This is a genomic window from Ruegeria sp. BB6 (assembly GCF_056539385.1).
Map to the genome: position 1 here is coordinate 278,451 of NZ_JBQFUW010000002.1, position 17,823 is coordinate 296,273.

Annotated in this window: 18 protein-coding genes; 11 read left to right on the plus strand and 7 right to left on the minus strand. The window is 55.2% G+C overall.

Annotated features, from left to right (window positions below):
- The first annotated feature begins 45 nt into the window (after positions 1-45).
- From ACR0B7_RS05860 to ACR0B7_RS05905, 10 genes are all read left to right on the plus strand, one after another.
- Positions 46-495: a tellurite resistance TerB family protein gene (locus tag ACR0B7_RS05860; RefSeq protein WP_170383631.1), complete on the plus strand. Its 450-nt coding sequence runs from the start codon at positions 46-48 to the stop codon at positions 493-495.
- Between the two features lie 20 nt (positions 496-515).
- Positions 516-953 carry a tellurite resistance TerB family protein gene (locus ACR0B7_RS05865; RefSeq protein WP_170383629.1) on the plus strand — a complete coding sequence of 146 codons (438 nt, stop codon included), beginning with the start codon at positions 516-518 and terminating at the stop codon, positions 951-953.
- The gene (locus ACR0B7_RS05870) at positions 950-1,702 is read left to right on the plus strand and encodes a PhnD/SsuA/transferrin family substrate-binding protein (RefSeq protein ID WP_170482735.1); all 753 of its coding nucleotides are present in this window, start codon (positions 950-952) and stop codon (positions 1,700-1,702) included. Before ACR0B7_RS05865 ends, ACR0B7_RS05870 begins: the two co-directional genes overlap by 4 nt.
- 125 nt (positions 1,703-1,827) lie before the next feature.
- Positions 1,828-2,604: an amino acid ABC transporter ATP-binding protein gene (locus ACR0B7_RS05875; RefSeq protein ID WP_170576532.1), complete on the plus strand. Its 777-nt coding sequence runs from the start codon at positions 1,828-1,830 to the stop codon at positions 2,602-2,604.
- Positions 2,605-2,635: 31 nt separating this feature from the next.
- On the plus strand, positions 2,636-3,385 hold the full coding sequence (locus ACR0B7_RS05880; protein WP_170383623.1) for a transporter substrate-binding domain-containing protein: 750 nt from the start codon (positions 2,636-2,638) through the stop codon (positions 3,383-3,385).
- A gap of 80 nt (positions 3,386-3,465) precedes the next feature.
- Complete coding sequence (locus ACR0B7_RS05885) at positions 3,466-4,353, plus strand: ABC transporter permease subunit (RefSeq protein ID WP_170383621.1); 888 nt, start codon at positions 3,466-3,468, stop codon at positions 4,351-4,353.
- Positions 4,350-5,156 (plus strand): ABC transporter permease subunit, encoded by an 807-nt coding sequence (locus ACR0B7_RS05890; protein WP_170383619.1) that lies wholly within the window; start codon positions 4,350-4,352, stop codon positions 5,154-5,156. Before ACR0B7_RS05885 ends, ACR0B7_RS05890 begins: the two co-directional genes overlap by 4 nt.
- Before the next feature lie 397 nt (positions 5,157-5,553).
- Positions 5,554-6,795, plus strand: a complete 1,242-nt coding sequence (locus tag ACR0B7_RS05895; RefSeq protein ID WP_170482738.1) for a tyrosine-type recombinase/integrase — start codon at positions 5,554-5,556, stop codon at positions 6,793-6,795.
- Positions 6,792-7,226, plus strand: a complete 435-nt coding sequence (locus ACR0B7_RS05900; RefSeq protein WP_170482741.1) for a hypothetical protein — start codon at positions 6,792-6,794, stop codon at positions 7,224-7,226. Before ACR0B7_RS05895 ends, ACR0B7_RS05900 begins: the two co-directional genes overlap by 4 nt.
- A gap of 104 nt (positions 7,227-7,330) precedes the next feature.
- Complete coding sequence (locus tag ACR0B7_RS05905) at positions 7,331-7,534, plus strand: hypothetical protein (protein WP_170549186.1); 204 nt, start codon at positions 7,331-7,333, stop codon at positions 7,532-7,534.
- A 726-nt stretch (positions 7,535-8,260) separates the two neighbouring features.
- On the opposite strand, the gene ACR0B7_RS05910 is transcribed toward ACR0B7_RS05905, so the two are convergent.
- From ACR0B7_RS05910 to ACR0B7_RS05930, 5 genes are all read right to left on the minus strand, one after another.
- Positions 8,261-9,934 (minus strand): acetolactate synthase large subunit, encoded by a 1,674-nt coding sequence (locus ACR0B7_RS05910; protein WP_170576533.1) that lies wholly within the window; start codon positions 9,932-9,934, stop codon positions 8,261-8,263.
- 548 nt (positions 9,935-10,482) lie between these two features.
- On the minus strand, positions 10,483-10,935 hold the full coding sequence (locus tag ACR0B7_RS05915) for a GNAT family N-acetyltransferase (RefSeq protein ID WP_170482750.1): 453 nt from the start codon (positions 10,933-10,935) through the stop codon (positions 10,483-10,485).
- 61 nt (positions 10,936-10,996) lie between these two features.
- Positions 10,997-13,054, minus strand: coding sequence for an oxidoreductase (locus ACR0B7_RS05920; protein WP_170549168.1), 2,058 nt, complete (start codon positions 13,052-13,054; stop codon positions 10,997-10,999).
- A gap of 75 nt (positions 13,055-13,129) precedes the next feature.
- On the minus strand, positions 13,130-13,798 hold the full coding sequence (locus ACR0B7_RS05925; RefSeq protein WP_371810595.1) for a TetR family transcriptional regulator C-terminal domain-containing protein: 669 nt from the start codon (positions 13,796-13,798) through the stop codon (positions 13,130-13,132).
- Between the two features lie 174 nt (positions 13,799-13,972).
- A complete protein-coding gene (locus ACR0B7_RS05930; protein WP_170482760.1) occupies positions 13,973-14,302 on the minus strand; it encodes a hypothetical protein in 330 nt (109 codons plus the stop codon).
- Between the two features lie 78 nt (positions 14,303-14,380).
- Here ACR0B7_RS05930 and ACR0B7_RS05935 point away from each other — a divergent pair, with 78 nt between their 5' ends.
- Positions 14,381-15,673 carry an NAD(P)/FAD-dependent oxidoreductase gene (locus tag ACR0B7_RS05935; RefSeq protein WP_170482764.1) on the plus strand — a complete coding sequence of 431 codons (1,293 nt, stop codon included), beginning with the start codon at positions 14,381-14,383 and terminating at the stop codon, positions 15,671-15,673.
- 21 nt (positions 15,674-15,694) lie between these two features.
- Here the strand turns inward: ACR0B7_RS05935 and ACR0B7_RS05940 are convergent, their stop codons facing one another.
- A complete protein-coding gene (locus tag ACR0B7_RS05940; protein ID WP_170482767.1) occupies positions 15,695-17,047 on the minus strand; it encodes an MATE family efflux transporter in 1,353 nt (450 codons plus the stop codon).
- Between the two features lie 27 nt (positions 17,048-17,074).
- Entirely contained in the window at positions 17,075-17,713 is a 639-nt protein-coding gene (locus ACR0B7_RS05945) for a TetR family transcriptional regulator C-terminal domain-containing protein (protein WP_170482771.1), read from the minus strand.
- Positions 17,714-17,823: the final 110 nt, after the last annotated feature.

The window sequence follows — 17,823 nt, forward strand, 5'->3', positions numbered from 1 at the left end:
TTGTCCACGCTTGGCGGTCTACAAAATATGGAATAACCTCGCACCATGTTGAAAAAGTTCTTTCAGGCTTTTCGCCCGCCGCAGCATGACAACCTTCCCGACCCGGACGCTGAACTGGCTTTGGGCGCACTTATGGTTCGCGTTGCGCAGGCAGATCGCGATTACAAACTGGAAGAAATCAGCCTGATCGACCGTATCCTGGCTCGCCTCTATCAGCACAACGCGATCGAGGCGGCCAAAGTTCGCGCCACTTGCGAAAAGCTGCACGCGGCGGCGCCCGAAACGGATACGTTCGGAAAACTGATCCGGGAAACCACCGACCTGCACGAACGCCTTGCCGCTCTTGACGCTCTTTGGGAGGTTGTGCTGGCCGACGGAAATTCGGATGAAGGTGAGATGAAAATCGTCGAAGAAGCTCGCATCGCAATGGGCCTGAGCTTCAAGGACAGTCAGACAGCGCGCGATCGGGTCCAAAGGCGCTTGGAAGAAACTTAGGCGGCCTCTATATCTTGCGCATGTTTAGTGATTTCCTGTCCCGGCTGACACAGCCACAGCCCGACCCGCTTGCCGATGATGATGCACGTCTGGCCTTGACCGCCCTGCTGGTGCGCATTGCCAGGTCCGACAATGATTATGCCGACAGCGAGATGTCGCGAATCGACCGTATCTCTGCCGAGCGTTATGGACTGTCGCCGTTTGAGGCCGCCGCGCTACGCGCCCGCGCCGAAGACCTTGAGGCCGAAGCCCCGGACACGGTTCGATTTACACGCGCGATCAAGGAAGCCGTTGCATATGACGACCGTCTGGCGGTGGTTCAGGCGCTGTGGTCGGTTGCGCTGGCCGACGGGCACCGCACGGGTGAGGAAGATTCCCTGCTTCGTTTGGTGGTGAGCTTGCTAGGGGTCAGCGATGTCGACTCGGCCCGGGCGCGGCAAAAGGCGGCCAAATCGTGATAGCCATGCTGGGCATGTACGACATGCCCGCGCTGCGATCCGCAAATGATCGCTTTTGGTCATTGATTCGCGAAAACCTGGGTTTTGGCCCCTCTCACCTTACCCGAGACGAAGATGTCTGGGACGTGTGGCAAAGTCCCGACCTGCTGTTCGCACAAACCTGTGGAATGCCCTACCGCACGCGACTGCACGGCGGGGTCAAGCTGGTTGGAACGCCGGATTATGGTTTGGACGGGTGCCCCCCGGGATATTATCGTTCGATCTTTGTTGCCCGGCGGGACGATCCACGCGGTCTGGACCAGCTTGTAAGCGGCACATTTGCCTTCAATGAGCCTTTGTCCCAGTCGGGCTGGGCTGCTCCGATGGTTCACCTGACCCACAACAGTCGATTGCCCGCGAAAGTTTTACAGACCGGAGGCCACGCGGTGTCGGCCCAGTATGTCGCGGAAGGACGCGCAGATTTCGCCTGTCTGGACGCTGTTACGTGGGAACTGCTCAAAGAGCATACCGACATTGGGGCCGCCCTGCGCGATGTTGCAGCGACGTCTGCGACACCGGCCTTGCCATACATAACGGCTGCGACACAAGATCCGCAGGCCATCGCACAGGCCGTTCGCGCCGCGATACGTTCGCTTGCCGAACAGGACCGAGATTTGCTGCATTTGCGGGGGCTGATTTCCATCCCTGCCACCGATTATTTGGCAGTTCCCAATCCTGTGCCCGCGGCCTCTGAACTGCTCAATACCTGACCGATTTGGCAACAACCTCTGGTCAATTTGGCGGTTTCTGACCCGGAACGCGTCATTTGCGCATTGCATTGCTCTGAAAATTAAGCCCTAGTACCGCACCGACACCAATAACACTCAGGGCTCCCGTGACAGATTCCACTCCGGTCATCGAGATCAAAAACCTACACAAGAGTTTCGGCAATCTTGAGGTGCTGAAAGGGGTGGATATTACGGCCAGACGCGGCGATGTCGTGTCCCTGATCGGCTCGTCCGGATCAGGCAAGTCCACCCTTCTGCGTTGCTGCAACCTGTTGGAGGACAGCCAACAGGGGGAAATCCTGTTCAAAGGTGAACCGGTGCGATGGGCGGGCAATCTGCATCACCGCCGCCCCGCCGATGCCAAGCAGGTCCTGCGTATCCGCACCAACCTGTCGATGGTTTTCCAGCAGTTCAATCTATGGGCCCACATGACGATTCTGCAAAACGTGATGGAAGCCCCCATCACCGTTTTGGGGCGCGACAAGGCCGAAGTCGAAGACAGTGCTCGAACGTACCTGGAGAAAGTAGGCATTGGCGACAAGTGTGATTCCTACCCTGCCCAGCTATCGGGCGGCCAGCAGCAGCGCGCAGCCATAGCCCGTGCGCTTTGCATGGAACCCGAAGCCCTGCTGTTCGACGAACCGACTTCGGCGCTGGACCCCGAACTTGAACAAGAGGTGATCAAGGTCATCAAGGATCTTGCCGCCGAGGGCCGGACCATGATCATTGTCACCCATGACATGAAAATGGCAGCCGATATTTCAAGCCACGTTGTTTTCCTTCACCAAGGCCTCATAGAAGAAGAAGGCTTGCCGGAAGACATCTTCACGACCCCTGAATCCGCACGGCTTCAGGGCTTTCTCTCCGCCACCAAGGCGGCATAATTTCAGGACAGAACCAACTGGGGAGATACCAATGAAAAACCTGATTCTGACCACAGCAGCACTGGCGCTGACCGCGGGCATCGCGATGGCTGACACCGTCCGCATGGGAACCGAGGGCGCCTACCCTCCGTATAACTTCATCAACGATGCCGGCGAAATCGACGGGTTCGAGCGTGAAGTAGGTGATGAGTTGTGCAAACGCGCCAATCTCGAGTGCGAATGGGTCAAGAACGATTGGGATTCGATCATCCCGAACCTGGTCTCGGGCAACTACGACACCATCATCGCGGGCATGTCGATCACGGATGAGCGCGACGAGGTTATCGACTTTACCCAGAACTACTTTCCGCCCACCGCATCGGCTTACGTAGCGGCCTCGGACGGCGTTGATCTGGACAGCGGTATCGTGGCGGCGCAAACCGCGACCATTCAGGCAGGTCACATTGCCGAAAGCGGTGCAACCCTGGTCGAGTTCGCGACTCCCGAAGAAACCATCGCTGCCGTCCGCAATGGCGAGGCCGATGCCGTTTTCGCCGACAAAGACTATCTGGCACCACTGGTTGAGGAATCGGCTGGCGAACTGATCTTCGTCGGACCTGACGTTCCGCTGGGCGGTGGCGTTGGCATGGGTCTGCGCGAAAGCGACGCCGAACTGCGCGGCAAGTTCGATGCGGCCATCACCTCGATGAAAGAGGACGGTAGCCTGAACGAACTGCTGGTCAAATGGTTCGGCGAAGGCGTTCCGACCTATGGTGCTGACGGTTCGATCGTAACCAACTAAGCCTTTTTGACACCGGTTCGGCGCTTTGTGCGCCGGACCACCCCGGTTTTGGACCGGGCCAGACGTTTGAAAGACGCCTAATGTTCTCCTACTGCGCTGATCCCGATACGCTCGGCACATTCCGATGGTTTTCCTGCTATCTGACCAACGGCGTGCATTGGTCTTTCTACCTGTCGTTTGTCAAAGTGCTGGCTCTGCTGGCGGTGACAGCCCCCGTAGCGCTGGGGTTCGGCTTCGCTGGTGCAATGGCCGCACGATCGCATTTCCTACCGCTCAGTTGGCTGGGAAAGGGGTATATCGCTATCGTGCGCGGCGTGCCGGACATCGCATTCTTTCTTTTCTTCGTGATCGCGCTTGATCAGGCGTTCGAGTGGACCAGACATCAGGTTTTGTGCCCGGATTGGTCAGAACCGGTAAGACAGGGCAACGATTTCCTCGTCTGTCAGGCTGCCAAACTGCCACTGGGCAGCGCGCCCGAATGGGTGCATGAGACATACGGGTTTTTCCTCGCCGTCATCACGTTTTCGATCGTGTTCGGGGCTTTTGCGGCCAACGTCCTGTTCGGTGGGATGCGGGCCGTGCCGCACGCCCAGTTGGAAACAGCCGCAGCTTACGGCCTGACCCCTCGTCAGACCTTTTGGCGCATCCTGGTGCCCCAGATGTGGGTCTACGCCCTGCCCGGCCTCTCAAACCTCTGGATGGTTCTGATCAAGGCGACGCCACTGCTGTTCTTGCTTGGCATCGAAGACATCGTCTATTGGGCCCGCGAACTTGGAGGCACCAAGACTTCGCGGTTCACCGATTACCCGCATGGCGACTGGCGCATGTGGTACTTCCTGTTCTTGCTGATCTTCTACCTTGGCATGACCCGGATTTCAGAGATCGGGCTTGAGAAACTGATGCGTCGCCTGTCTCACGGCCAAGCCACCTCTGGCGGAGAGCTGCTGCGCAAGGAGACGACCGCATGAGCTGCTTGCAAACCATTCAGGACTACGGCCTGCGCTCAATCGGAATTGGTGAACGCTTGCTTCCCAAAACCGACTTTACGCTGTGCGAGCATTTCACCCTGATCGGCTCGGGGATGATCTGGAATATCTATTTCGGGATTGTGGCTCTGACCACCGGCTTCTTTCTGGCAACGGCCGTGGCACTGGGCAAAGCGTCACCGAACAAATGGTTTCGCAAACCCTCGGAATGGTTCATCTTTATCTTCCGCGGCTCGCCCTTGTTCATCCAATTCTTCTTTGCGTACTTCCTGTTCCTGTCGCTGAAGAAGTCCTACCCGATGTTCGATGCGTTCACCTCGGCGTGGCTTGGGGCGCTGATCGTGCTGTTCCTGAACACGGCAGCCTATTCAGGCGAGATTTTCTACGGTGCCCTGCGATCCATTCCCAAAGGCGACATAGAAGCCGCCGATGCCTATGGCATGTCTGGCTGGTCCCGATTCCGCCGCATCATTTGGCCCACCATGCTGCGGCTCGCGTGGCCTGCCTACACGAACGAGGCGATCTTCCTGTTTCAGTCTACAACGCTGGTCTTTTTCTCGGCATTCCCGGCCTGGCAACAACGAGGCGACGCCCTGTATTACGCCAGCTATTTTGCGGACAAGACCTTTAACCCGTTCGTCCCCTACCCGATTCTGGCCTTTTACTTCATTCTGCTGACGCTGGTGATCGTCTGGGGATTCAGTCTGGTCAACAAACGACTGAACCGCCACCTGCCGACAGCACAAAAAGCCAAGCTGAGGTTCCGTCTGAACCTCGCCCGCTGACCCACCAGCGTTAGAAAACAACCAATGACGGGTTTGCAAAAGCAAGCCCGTTTTTCGTTCCGACACGGAATTTCAATACATTGCGCGGGGATATATTAGGGAGAAGTGGTACCGCCTCCCTGGCTTGAACAGGGGACCTCTGGATCCACAATCAAGTGCACTACCTTTTCCCCTATTACCCACACATTGCGATAAGGATATAAAAATAATGACTATAGCCTCGTTCTGAGTGCTCTGATTTCACCCCCCTTACCCCTGGTTTATCATTTTTGGAGTTGCCTCAAAGTTGCCTTGAGCGTATTTCTGAGGTCGACAGTCAAGTGTTCTGAAAACGAACCCCGCCCCGACTGCAATCGGAACGGGGTTCTTGACCCAGACGATGAAAGGACCATCGCCTATGTCTGCAAATGTAGTGCCCCTGCCCAAGTCGGAAGCCCAGCCCGAGGAGCCGCGCCGCTTCCGGTTCGGCAAGCAGACCCTCACCCGCGCGACCACGGTATTCGCCGACACCACCGGCGTCACGCTGCGTGACACCGACTTGCGCGGGTTCGTGTGCCGCAAACAGACCTCGGCGTGGATGCTGGGTGTCGAACGGAAGGTGCGGGGCAAGCTGTACCGCATCAGTATCGCCGAGTTCGCCCCGGCAACCAAACCCGGCACCATCGAAGCTGCCCGCGATAAAGCGCAGGCAATTATGGCTGAGTTGGCCGCAGGCACCTATCTCAGCCCAACCGACAGAGCGGCGATGGACGCACGTGAACGCGACCTCTTGGACTTGACAATCTACAGTGCGCCCACATTCCACGGGCAGGAAAACCCACACGTCCGGGCCTCCACCATCGAAAGCTACGGGTACGCCGTGAAACGGATGTTTCTCGCCGATGTAAGGATGAGCGACATTACGCCCGAGATGGTGCGGGACGAATACCGCCGCATGCTGGGCGTGACTTCCCCGGCCTCGGCGTCCAACGCACTGCGTTCGGTTCGGGCGCTGTGGCAGTCATGGGCCGACGCCCATCCCGCAGGACAGGAGCCATCTCCCAACCCGGTGAGCAAGCTGACAGGCAAGCGCAAGGCGGTTAAGCCCACACCTCCTCGCGAGGGTGCGCTTACACCGACTGAGCGCCCGCTGTGGTGGACAGAGGCCGAGCGTCTGGCGGTTCACCTCGGGCCGACTGGCACTCTGTATCGTGCCTTGCAGATGCTGTTCCTGACGGGTTGTCGCCGCGATGAAATCCTGCATCTGCGCTGGATGGAAGTCGGGGCCAATGTCATCACCATTCCCGCCGAGCGGATGAAGGCGGGCGTGGAACTCAAACGCCCGATAACGCCCGGAATGCGCTCCATCCTTGACGCCCAGCGCGGCGCGTCTGACGAATGGGTGTTCCCGGCAGTGCGGGGAAGTGGGCCAGCCCGCGACCCTCGCAAGGCCCTGAAACGCATCGGCGTCGGCGACATCACACCGCATGATCTGCGGCGGACCTACATTTCCACCGCTGAGATGATTGGCGTACCGAGTGTAGCGATTAAGATGCTGGTGGGTCATAGCACGGGTGACATCACCGAAGCCTATGCAAAATCTTTACGCCCCCAACTCCACGAATTTGCCGAGCGTATCGAGACCGGTCTGCTGTCATGACCCCCGACGACCTGACATCACGCGACCTAAAAATGATAGCGATGATAATGGCAATGGAGATGGCCAACAAACCCGACGCGAAGCAGCAAACGACGGCCGCGCTCATCAAGAACGCCGTCGCCGCTGCTGCTGCTGACAGTCGTTGGCATGTCGTTCGGCGACTCGTTGAGATAGCTCTCGAGCGATCCGACCCTGCTCGCCCGAAGGTGTCGGAACTTGAGTACACTGATCTGCTCGTGAGAGTAGCCCCCGTCTTTGCCGACATGTGGCCCCTCGAACCAACTCAGCGAAACTCTTTTATCCGAGAGTTTTGCAAGCTCACCGGACGGCGACTTGAAACGGCCCGCAGGTACCTACAAAAACGAAACAAAGGTCTTACACCCGGTAGGGCCCGTCTCGAAGTCGAAAGTTGGTCGCGTTTCAGCCCCTGAAAGACTTTGTTTTCCAAGTGCGCGCACTTGGAAAGCAAGACTGTAGCCACACGTGAAAAAATGGGAATATTGGGTGGCACCTTAAACGAATCGAAGGTGCTGAAATGTCCATTTATCCCGACACCCCGCCTGCCGACGCAGTAATGCTGACCGAGCATCAGAAGGCGGCGGAGCTTCAACTAAGCTTGTCCTTCTTGCGCAAGGACCGGCTGAGGGAACATCCAAAAATTCCATTCGTAAAGTTTGGCGGAGCGGTCCGCTATCACCGCGAGAACAACGCGCCGTTGAAATCCGACGCCGCGCAATGACGACCCCCGCCGAGAAACGCTTGGCGTCCGTATTGTCGGAGATGCACTATGGATGAGTTTCTGGAAAAACTGTTCACCCGGTCGGTCTACGATATCGGCCCCACAGAGAGCGTGTGCATTGGCGTTCAATACAAGAGCGGCGCATATGTCGCCCGCCCGTGGCCCTTCAGTATTCTGACCGGGGCGGACACGCATTTCTCCCTGCACTTGTTCGAATTCAACACGCCCACCACTGCGCATGACTTCCGGCGGCGCAAGGAACGCTGGACTGGGACGCCGCTGATCGGTCTGGACGACGTGGGCGAGGTGAAGAACGGCGTCCGGATCAAGGAGCCGCCGGTCAAGCCCACGCTCATCCTCGAAACTAAGCCGGGGTCCACGCAATGGGTTTACGCCCTGAACCGAATTGTGCGCGACCCTAGCGAGGTCGCCACGGTCCTGCGCAGCGCGTCCGAGGGCGGACTGACGGACCCGTGCGTGACCGACATCACGCGGATTTTCCGCTTACCCGGTTCTCTGCCGCCAAACAAGCAGGTGCCGGCCAAACTGGTCTATTCGGATTTTTCCCGGCGGTTCAATCCGGATGTTCTGGTCGAGAAGGCGTTCCAGGTGCCGCTGGTGCAGGAAACCGTCTCGGTCTTACGACACACAAACCGCGTAGACCTGGTGTTTTCACGCTCTGCCCGACTCCAGCCCAATCGCTTCGACCAAACTTCGAAAAACGGATCAGATCAAACAGACCTTTTCGGCCAGTTCGTCAATCAGTACGCGTTGGTTTTCACTGTAATCAACAGGAAGATCGATCAGGTGTACGCCACCTACTGCGAACGCTTGCTCAAAGGTGGGTACCAGATCCTCGGTTCGCTCCACCCGGTGGCCGGTCGCGCCATAGCTTCTGGCATATTGCACAAAATCAGGGTTGTTAAACTCCAGCCCCCAATCTTCAAACCCGGCGTGAGATTGCTTCCACCGGATCATCCCATACGAGCTGTCGTTCAGAATGGTCACAACCAGACTGAGGCCTTGGCGAACGGCCGTTTCAACCTCCTGACTATTCATCATAAATCCGCCGTCTCCACAAATCGCCATCACACGACGGTCAGGATAGAGCTTGGCTGCCATCATAGCTGAGGGTAGGCCGGCTCCCATTGTGGCCAGTGCATTATCCAGTAAAACGGTATTAGGTTGGTAAGCCTGATAATTGCGGGCATACCAAATTTTATAAATGCCGTTGTCCAACGCAATGATATCGCTGTCGCGCATGACCTTACGCGTGTCAGCCACAAATCGCTGTGGGATTACCGGGAACCGCGGATCATCTGCGCCTTCGGAGATGTGCACATCGGTTTCCTGTTTGACCCGCTCAAAGTAGCTGCGGTCAAAATCCAGTGGGCCACCAAGCTTTTTCCCCAGTCGTTCGATGGATTGCGCAAGATCGCCGACAACCTCGACCTGCGGGAAATAAACCTGGTCAACTTGCGCGGCCTTGTAGTTCACATGGATCACCTTGGTCCCGCCTTCTTTCATGAAGAATGGCGGTTTTTCCACGACGTCGTGACCCACATTGATAATCAGATCAGCGCGTTCGATCGCGCAGTGCAGATAGTCCCCATCGGATAAGGCTGCCGTTCCCAAAAACAGATCAGACCGCTCGTCGACCACGCCTTTACCCATCTGAGTGTCAAAGAAAGGAATCTGCGTGTCATTCACAAACTTACTAAGTGCGCTGCGAGCATGCTTTCGGTTGGCTCCCGCCCCCAACAAAAGCAAAGGCATTTCAGCCGAGCGGATCATCTCGGCCGCCTCATTCAGCACCGTGTCACCAGCCACGGCGTAGTAGCGCGGATGGGGTTGCAGGACCGGATCGGTGGTATCTTCGGCCGCTATATCCTCGGGAAGTTCCAATAGAACGGCGCCAGGACGCTCCTCTTGCGCGACACGAAACGCTTCGCGGATTAACGAGGGGATGGTGTTGCCGTGAACAATCTGCTTGGACATCTTGCAAATCGGGTCGAACAAACCCACCACATCAATGATTTGAAACTGGCCCTGTTTCGATTTCTTGATCGGCTTTTGGCCCGTGATCATGACCAACGGCATCCCACCCAGATGCGCGTAAGCTGCAGGCGTCGCAAAGTTCGTGGCACCAGGCCCAAGTGTCGCCATGCATACCCCAGCTTTACCCGTCAAACGCCCATAAGTCGCCGCCATGAATGCCGCTCCTTGTTCGTGGCGAGTAAGAACAAGTTCAATTTTGGACCTTCTCAAAGACTCCAGCACGTCAAGGTTTTCCTCGCCCGGGACAGCGAAAACATACTCAACACCTTCAGCCTTCAGCGCTGCGACCAGGAAATCCGAGGCTTTGGTAAAGGAGGTTGCGGTTTGGTCAAAAGCGGACATGTGCTCTCCTAATATCACAGTGGATCCGTTGGTCAGGCCTGAGATGCAGGTGAAAATCTATTCCTTCCCAATTAGGGTCGGTTCGCTCGGTTTTCGCCGGTTTGCGGCTACTGGAAATCAAAAAACAAAGCATCCATCTCTACCCATCGACCGTTTTCCAATACAGCACGCGCGAGACAGGGCTTCAACAGCCGTAGCAACCGACAATGTCGTGTTGCAAGCAGGCCATCGAACTCCGCGTTAGACCAAATACTACTGACAAGACATCCGCAATTATCGAACAGTATTTGTTCGAACCTCTGACGCGAGCATGGCGTCGCAGCGGTGCCGCCAATACAGGACGATTTCCTTGCTTACGTCGATCCTTCAACGTGCAAAAAAATCTTCACTACTCGGGGCGACAATGGGAACTGAACATACAGCATCACCGCCAATCAAGTAGCCCCACGGCTGGTTTTGAATTATTTTTCTGGGATCGATTTTGCATGGAAGAAGGCTACTAAACCCCTCCCCGCAACAAGATGTTTTTTTCGGCAAGACGGCACAAGTTATTCGTCTTTTTCATAGACAATAAATGGCGTTTTTTTAGCCACCTTGTCGTACAGAACTCGACCTGCGTAGTTGAATTCTTGAGTTGTCCAGTAGGTGGTTGGAACACCGTCCTGCTTGGCGATCTGGAAGACAGAGTCGATCAGAGCTCGACCAACGCCTTTTCCCCTGACCTTTGGATCAGTGAAAAGATCCATAAGATAACACGTATCCTCCACCGACCACATGAACCTATGGTAGAGATAGTGCGCTAATCCAACCGGTTTTCCGTCCAACTCAGCGATCAGACAATTGTATTCGCCTGCATCCGTTGACAACAGTCTATTGAAGGAAACCTCATAGACTTCTTCTGGGACAGAGGTCTCGTAGAAATCCAAGTATGCTGTCCACAGTCGGCGCCACTGTTCGTTGTCTCGCAATTCGAGCGGACGGATAGTTAAGCCTTCTGGCATGGATGGTTTCTCCTTGTTTTTTTATGCGTTCAATCGAGATCGCGTAATACAGTCAAATGAGCTAATGCCCGACATCCACTCGGTCATGTAAAAGTGGAATGTCCTTATCCACCGCCTCGCCCAACTCCTGGGCGTATCGATGGCCTGAATAAACCGCTGCCGCAATTATCGCCGGAGCGTCACAATCACCAATACGACGAAGGCTAAACTTCAAGTCCTCAAAACTCATCCGCCCTAGCAATCCGCTGTAGAGGCCATCATTTGGCTTCCGAGCAGTAACCATAACAATATTGGCAACCGGAACGGTCACACTTGGCCCACCATAGGTGCACTCCAACTCTGCGATTTCGCCATCGAAATGCTTGAGCGACTTTGACGGCAGGACCTCAACCCCCAATCGAAGCAGATGCGTTCGGATGCGCCAACGTTCGGACGTTTTTTCGGCCCAGTCAGAAACACTGTCAGATGGTGTAACCAGCGTGACGGCATTTCCCTGAGCCCGTATTTTCTCAGCGATAACGCTGGCCATGTAGTAGCCGTCCCCATCGAAAACGAGCGTCGGTCCATCGGGAAGCTTTCCATCCATGATGTCATCGGGGGTGAAAACGCGACTTAGGACGGCTCCTTCTGCGACCGGGACAAAACGTTCTTCGTCAAAATAATCCTTCCGCCAGGTCGCGCCGGTTGCGATCGCAACGTGGTCAGCATCAACAGCCAAGATATCGTCAACTGTCAGCGGGCTTTCACGGTAGATTTCAACGTTGGGCATCTCGATCAATTGCTGCTCGCGATAATCTTTGACGCGAATGTACTCGCTCATTCCAGGCAGAGCCGCTTCGCGAGAGACCCTGCCACCCAACTCACGAGTAGCTTCTGCCAATTGAACATCATACCCACGCACGCCAAGTGCCCGTGCTGCTTCCAGTCCAGCAGCGCCTGCCCCTACGATCAGAACGCGTGCATCTGAGGGTTTCTCACGAATGATTTCAGGGTGCCATCCTTTGCGCCACTCCTCCCCCATTGTTGGGTTCTGAGTGCATCGAATAGGTACCCCTATCGAGTCACTGGCGTAACAAACATTGCATCCGATACACTCGCGGATCGAGGACAAGCGCCCTTCCTCAATCTTTTTGGGAAGGTATGGATCAGCAATCGACGGGCGCGCAGCCCCAATGAAATCCGTAATCCCCCGCCTGACTTGCGAGACCATGGTATCCGGCGACGTGAAACGACCAACGGTCACGACGGGCTTGTCCGTCACGGATTTGACCCAATGCATGTAAGGTTCAAGTGCGGCCTCTTTGGTAAAACGGGACACACCCATCTCGACAGAGTAATCTGCGATGTTGATATCCCACAAATCCGGCAGGTCAGAGAGCATCTCAAACATCTCTCGTCGCTCACCATAGATTGGCTGGCCATCCTCGCCGATCTCTTCGTCTGCCGAGAACCGAACGGCCACAGCGCACCGGTCGCCAACGGCGTCTTTGGTTTCCTGAATTAACTCCCGAGTAAGTCGCACCCTGTTTTCTAAGCTGCCACCATATTCGTCGCTGCGCGTGTTCACGCGCGGATGTAGAAAGTTCGAGATCAGGTATCCGTGCGTTGCGTAAACATAGACAACGTCAAAACCCGCGTCTCGTGCCCTTATAGCGGCCTTTCGATGCCAGCGGCGTAAATCCCGGATGTCCTGCTTGTCCATTGCGCGTGTCTGAAAAGGGTGCCCTTTCGCATTGGGGCGACTGTCTACATCCATGCTCGGCAAGCGGGAAAACAAGTTGTTCGAGTTGGCGCCTCCGTACCAAAGCTCAGCCCCTGCAAGGCTACCGTATTCGTGAACCGCATCGGTCATAAGCGCATGCGCCCGAACATCACTGTCATCCCAAAGCGACGCATAAGGGTGCGGCAGGTCGTCAGATGATGGATGGATAGAGTTGTATTCCGTGCATATGACGCCCCATCCGCCTTGCGCCTTCACTTTGCGCATCGCGGCAAGTGTGCGCGGGTATTGCCAGCCCATACCGGTACAGTGTGGTACCTGATAAAACCGATTTGGCGCAGTAACCGGCCCGATTTGGACTGGTTCGAAAAGGATGTCGTAGCGAGAGTCCCTACCCATATTTTTAGCCTTATTTAGCTGCGTCATTCGCTGGATGATTTTTTTTGAAGTTTCCGGTTTGAGAGCCGTTCTGTTTCAATCACCGTTGTTGAACACGGGCATTCGAAAGTGATCCGGGTAGACCTTGGAAAGGAAGGCGGTGATGTGATCCCGGGCAACAGAACGTTGAAAATTCTCGGGGTAAGTCAAAAGCTCTAGCCAGATTCCGTCGTAAAGAGCCTCGAGTATGTTGGCGACTTGCGTTGGCGGGATATCGTCGTATCCACCGTCCTCAGAAATTTCGGAACACAGGCGCAGCGCGATATTGTACCGCTCCTGGTCGATGTCATTGATAAGATTGCGGTAGACTTTGCGCCGCCCTGCCTCTCCAAAAAACGCAAACCAAACGGCTAGTTTCTTTGGAGTGCAAATTTGGGGGTGAAAATGCGCATCGACGATAGCCAACAGCTTTTCTGGCGCTGACAAGCCTGCGCTATCGAAGGCTTCCAACCACTGTTCGTGGTGTTCGTTGGCGAGAAACAGCAGCGTTTCTTCGAGCAATTTTTGTTTGCTTTTGAAGTGGAAGTTGACGATGCCGAGCGACAGACCTGCAATCTCGGTCACGGTGGACATAGTCGTTCCGCCAATTCCGTTCTGAGCAATCGAGTCGATTGTAGCGTCGATGAGTTGCTGACGCCTCACCTCTTTGGACTCGGTACGTCGTCGCCCCTCAGGGTTTGTTTTTTCGATTGGCGATTGTCTCACCCGAATGCATCCCATCAACTAAAGCAGTTCATCGGTTTTGCCTTCCCCCAACAGCCATTTTCATCCAGCCAGTGAGGATTTGACATCTAAAGGTTATATGTCATTGATTGAATGATCATTCAATGATGAAGGGAAAATGATGTGAAAACAATCCCCATGTTCGCAACCGTCGAACTAAAGTTCCGACCAAAACGTGAAAAGCGGGTCGTGTACCATAGAAATAACCCTGCGATGCAAAGCCCCCAGAGGCTCAATGCGATCCTCAATGGCCACCCACGCTGCATCGGCCTGCAATTGATCCCTAAACTCGATAACTGCCATAAGCGAATGATCACGCTGCTCGTCGGTATCGTAGCCACTTGTGGGGTTGCGTATACACAAAGGCGTCCCGTTCGTGGCTAGACCTGTCGTGACCAAATGTTCGACAAACGCGCTCCAAGCTTGCTCGAAGGCGTCGAATTCGACGGTTGGCTTCAAATCAAATTGGTTCAACAGTCTTGGCATTCGTCACAAACCTTACGGCAAAGCATCGTCAGCCAAACTTATGCAATTCCCCCCGCAAGGCAAGCGCGAGGCCCATAGATGATCCGCAACGAAAACCCCGTCATCGCGAACAGTCTGTGGTCAGCAACTGCAGCTTATCCGACCGAGTACCCCCAACTCGTTGGCGAACAGAAATCGGACGTGACTGTGATTGGAGCAGGGTTCACCGGGCTTTCGGCAGCGATTCATTTAGCCGAGCAAGGCGTCAACGTTATTCTGGTCGATGCGCAGCACCCAGGATGGGGAGCGTCGGGACGCAATGGCGGCCAAGTCAACGTGGGCCTAAAAGACGGGCCGACGGGCATCAAAGCAAAGTTTGGAGATTTCAGGGGAACCAGAATGATCCAAATGGCCGGTGACGCTGGCGACCTTGTGTTTGACTTAGTGGACCGGTACGACATTGAGTGCGATGCAAAGCGCCCTGGCTGGCTGCGCGCCGCTCATACCCACAAAACACTCAGGGAATTGCACAAGCTAGCCGAGGATTGGGACAAATACGGCGGGGGCATGAGACAGCTTGATCAAAGCGAAATGAAACGTCTTACCGGGACCGAAACCTACCTTGGTGGTGTTCTGGATCGCCGCGGTGGTGTTTTGCACCCGCTGAATTATGCACTTGGACTGGCTGAAGCAGGTCGCCGCAATGGCGTGCAAATCTTCGGCGAAACGCCTGCCAATCAGATTAAATCCGAAGCCGGCCGCTTTCGCGTCGAAACTCCCAAAGGAGCTGTCATCTCAGAAAAAGTGCTGATCTGCACGAACGCCTATTCTGGAGATCTGCATCCGCGGTTGGCTAAATCAGTTTTACCCGTTCGCTCGGTTCAGGTAGCCACGTCGCCCCTGTCCGACAATGTCCGCCAGTCAATTCTGCCAGAAGGCAACGCTTTGTCAGACGCACGACGCCTACTTCTCTATTTCAGGCAAGATGCCGACGGTCGCTTTCTGATGGGAGGTCGCGGCACCTACAACGACAAGTCCACTCTCAAACAAATTGAGCGGTTGAAACGCATTTCTGTCGAACTTTTCCCCCAATTGTCCAGAGTTCAGTGGGAATACGAATGGGGTGGCTTTGTCGCTTTGACAAAAGATCATTATCCACACCTGCATGAGATCACTCCGGGGGTTATGACAGGTCTGGGATACAATGGGCGCGGCGTAGCCATCGCCACGGCAATGGGGCGTGTCCTTGCCAAATGGGCAACAGGAACCAAAGCGGACGAGCTGGAATTTCCGGTTACTCTCCTCAAACCACTGCCCTTCTCATTCGCGAAAGAAACTCTTGTCGAAGCAGAAATCCTACGCCTTAAACTCTTAGACAAGTTGGGCCTTTAGTGAGCTGGCAAACAGCGCCGACTACCGGTTTTTAGAGAAGAAGCGAAAGGTCAACGCGATAGCGGCCAAAGAGAGACCTGAGCCGTACCCAATCCAAACTCCATTGGGGCCGAACCCAAGCCAAAAGCCCAGCGCATATCCAAGCGGCAATGCAAAAACCCAATAGGCAATCAGGGTAATAGCAACAGGAACGTGATTGTCCATCATGCCCCGGAAAGCGCCTAGCATCGTTCCTTGCACACCATCTGCAACCTGCATTGCCGCAATCACAAGGAACATCGATATCGCGAGAGAAACGACCTCTGGGTCATCTGACAGGCTGTTTGCCAAAGGGGCACGGCCAAACAAAATACCAGTCACGACAACGGCCATCCAACCAACGACCACCAACAACGAAGCCAACACAATCGGCTTCAACCTTTCTCTTTCATCGGCACCAATTGCCTGAGCTACGCGTATCGAAATCGCAATCGAAACGCCTAACGGCACCATGTAAATGACGTCACTGACCGCGGAAACGATTTGATGCGCGGCGAGCGCGGCGGCGCTGAACCAACCAAGCATAAGGCCGGCAACTGCGTAAGCGGCCCCCTCCCCCAGATAACCAACGGATATAATGAAGCCTTCTTTGATCTGCGCTTTGACCTCGGACCAGTCGAAAATCTTGGCCCTCAAGAAACCTCTCTTTCTTTTCCACACTCGCAAAATCACGAGCGCCATGATCAACGGCACTATCTGAGACAACAGACTTGCCATCCCGGCGCCGAGGAGACCCAGACCCGGCCAGCCACCAACTCCATGGATCAAAACATAGTTTGAAGGGATGTTGAAACCGACCGCAAGAAACGCAAGACCAACTCCAATCCACGGACGGTCCATGGCGTCAAAAAGAGCCTTCAGAGTATAGAAAACCGTAAAGGGCACCAAAAGTAGGCACATCGCGATCCAGTACCCACCTATTAGACTGACCACTTCAGGCGGCTGCCCAATCCAAGAAAGAGCAGGCTTAAGGCAGATCATTGCAACAGCGCCAACTGACCCCACGACCAGGGCAACAAAAATCCCGGCGCTTGTCGCTGCTGCCAGCCCTTGGTCACTCGTTTTCCCAAAAGCTTCTGCCATGCGCACCCCAATTGCGGACACAAAGCCGTAGAGCGCTGAATAGAAAATAATCAGCACCGAGGCCGTAATTGAGACCGCCGCCAAAGGAAGCGTTCCCAACGGGGCCACCATCACTGTGTCAACGACACCAATCAAAGCAGCAGCAGCAAGAGAAATGACGATCGGGAGAGCAAGCCGCGCAAGGTAACGCGCCTCTTTTATAATGGCGCCCCAGGATGGCCGAGGCCGCTTCGATATCCGCACTCGCGTCATATTGTGGGGCCTTTCAGTCGAAATTGACTAAGCCGTATCTCCAAGTAATTCTGGAACCAATCGAACAAGGCATCCCCAGGCAGCTTGCTCCGCCTGCTTTCGGCTCAGGCCTTCCGGAGCGAGATGCAATCGTTGCCAATAGCCATCCGTCAATGTCTCCATCCATTCAGCCATTTGATCTGCTGAAATAGCGTCGTCTGCTGAGAGCAGTTCATTCCAGATCAATCTCAAAGTCTCTCTTCGACGTGTCTCAAAATGCTCGGCAACTTCGTCATACTGCAGTTGAAATCGAAGCTCGCCCCAAAATGCATACCAAAGGGGCAAGACATCGGGACCACAGGCTTCCGGGTGGAAGTCAGCTTTTATCAAAGCCCTTATCTTTTCGGCCGGCTTGTCCCCTGCTAGCTCTAAAGAAGCTGTCCAGTGCTTTTCGTAACGCTGGTAAAGGTCGCGCAAAGTTTCTGTCAGAAGACCTAGTTTTGACTTGAAGTAAAACGCCGCGACACCCTGAGAAAGCCCAGCCTCAGACGCGACCGTTGCAAGCGTCGTTTTTGCTAGTCCATGGGTCAATATAGAGCGGCAAGCCGCGTCCAGCAGCTGCCGGCGACGACGATCTGCGTTCTCCTTCCGCTCTTTGCGAGGACGTTTCCGCTCAGCTTCGACCAATTGTCGCTCCTCCTACGAATGCAGCCATCTACAGCGCGCAAAAAAGATGCGTCAATAGCTTGAAATTTATTTGAGCGCTCAAATAAACTTTACGAACGCGCACCCGATCT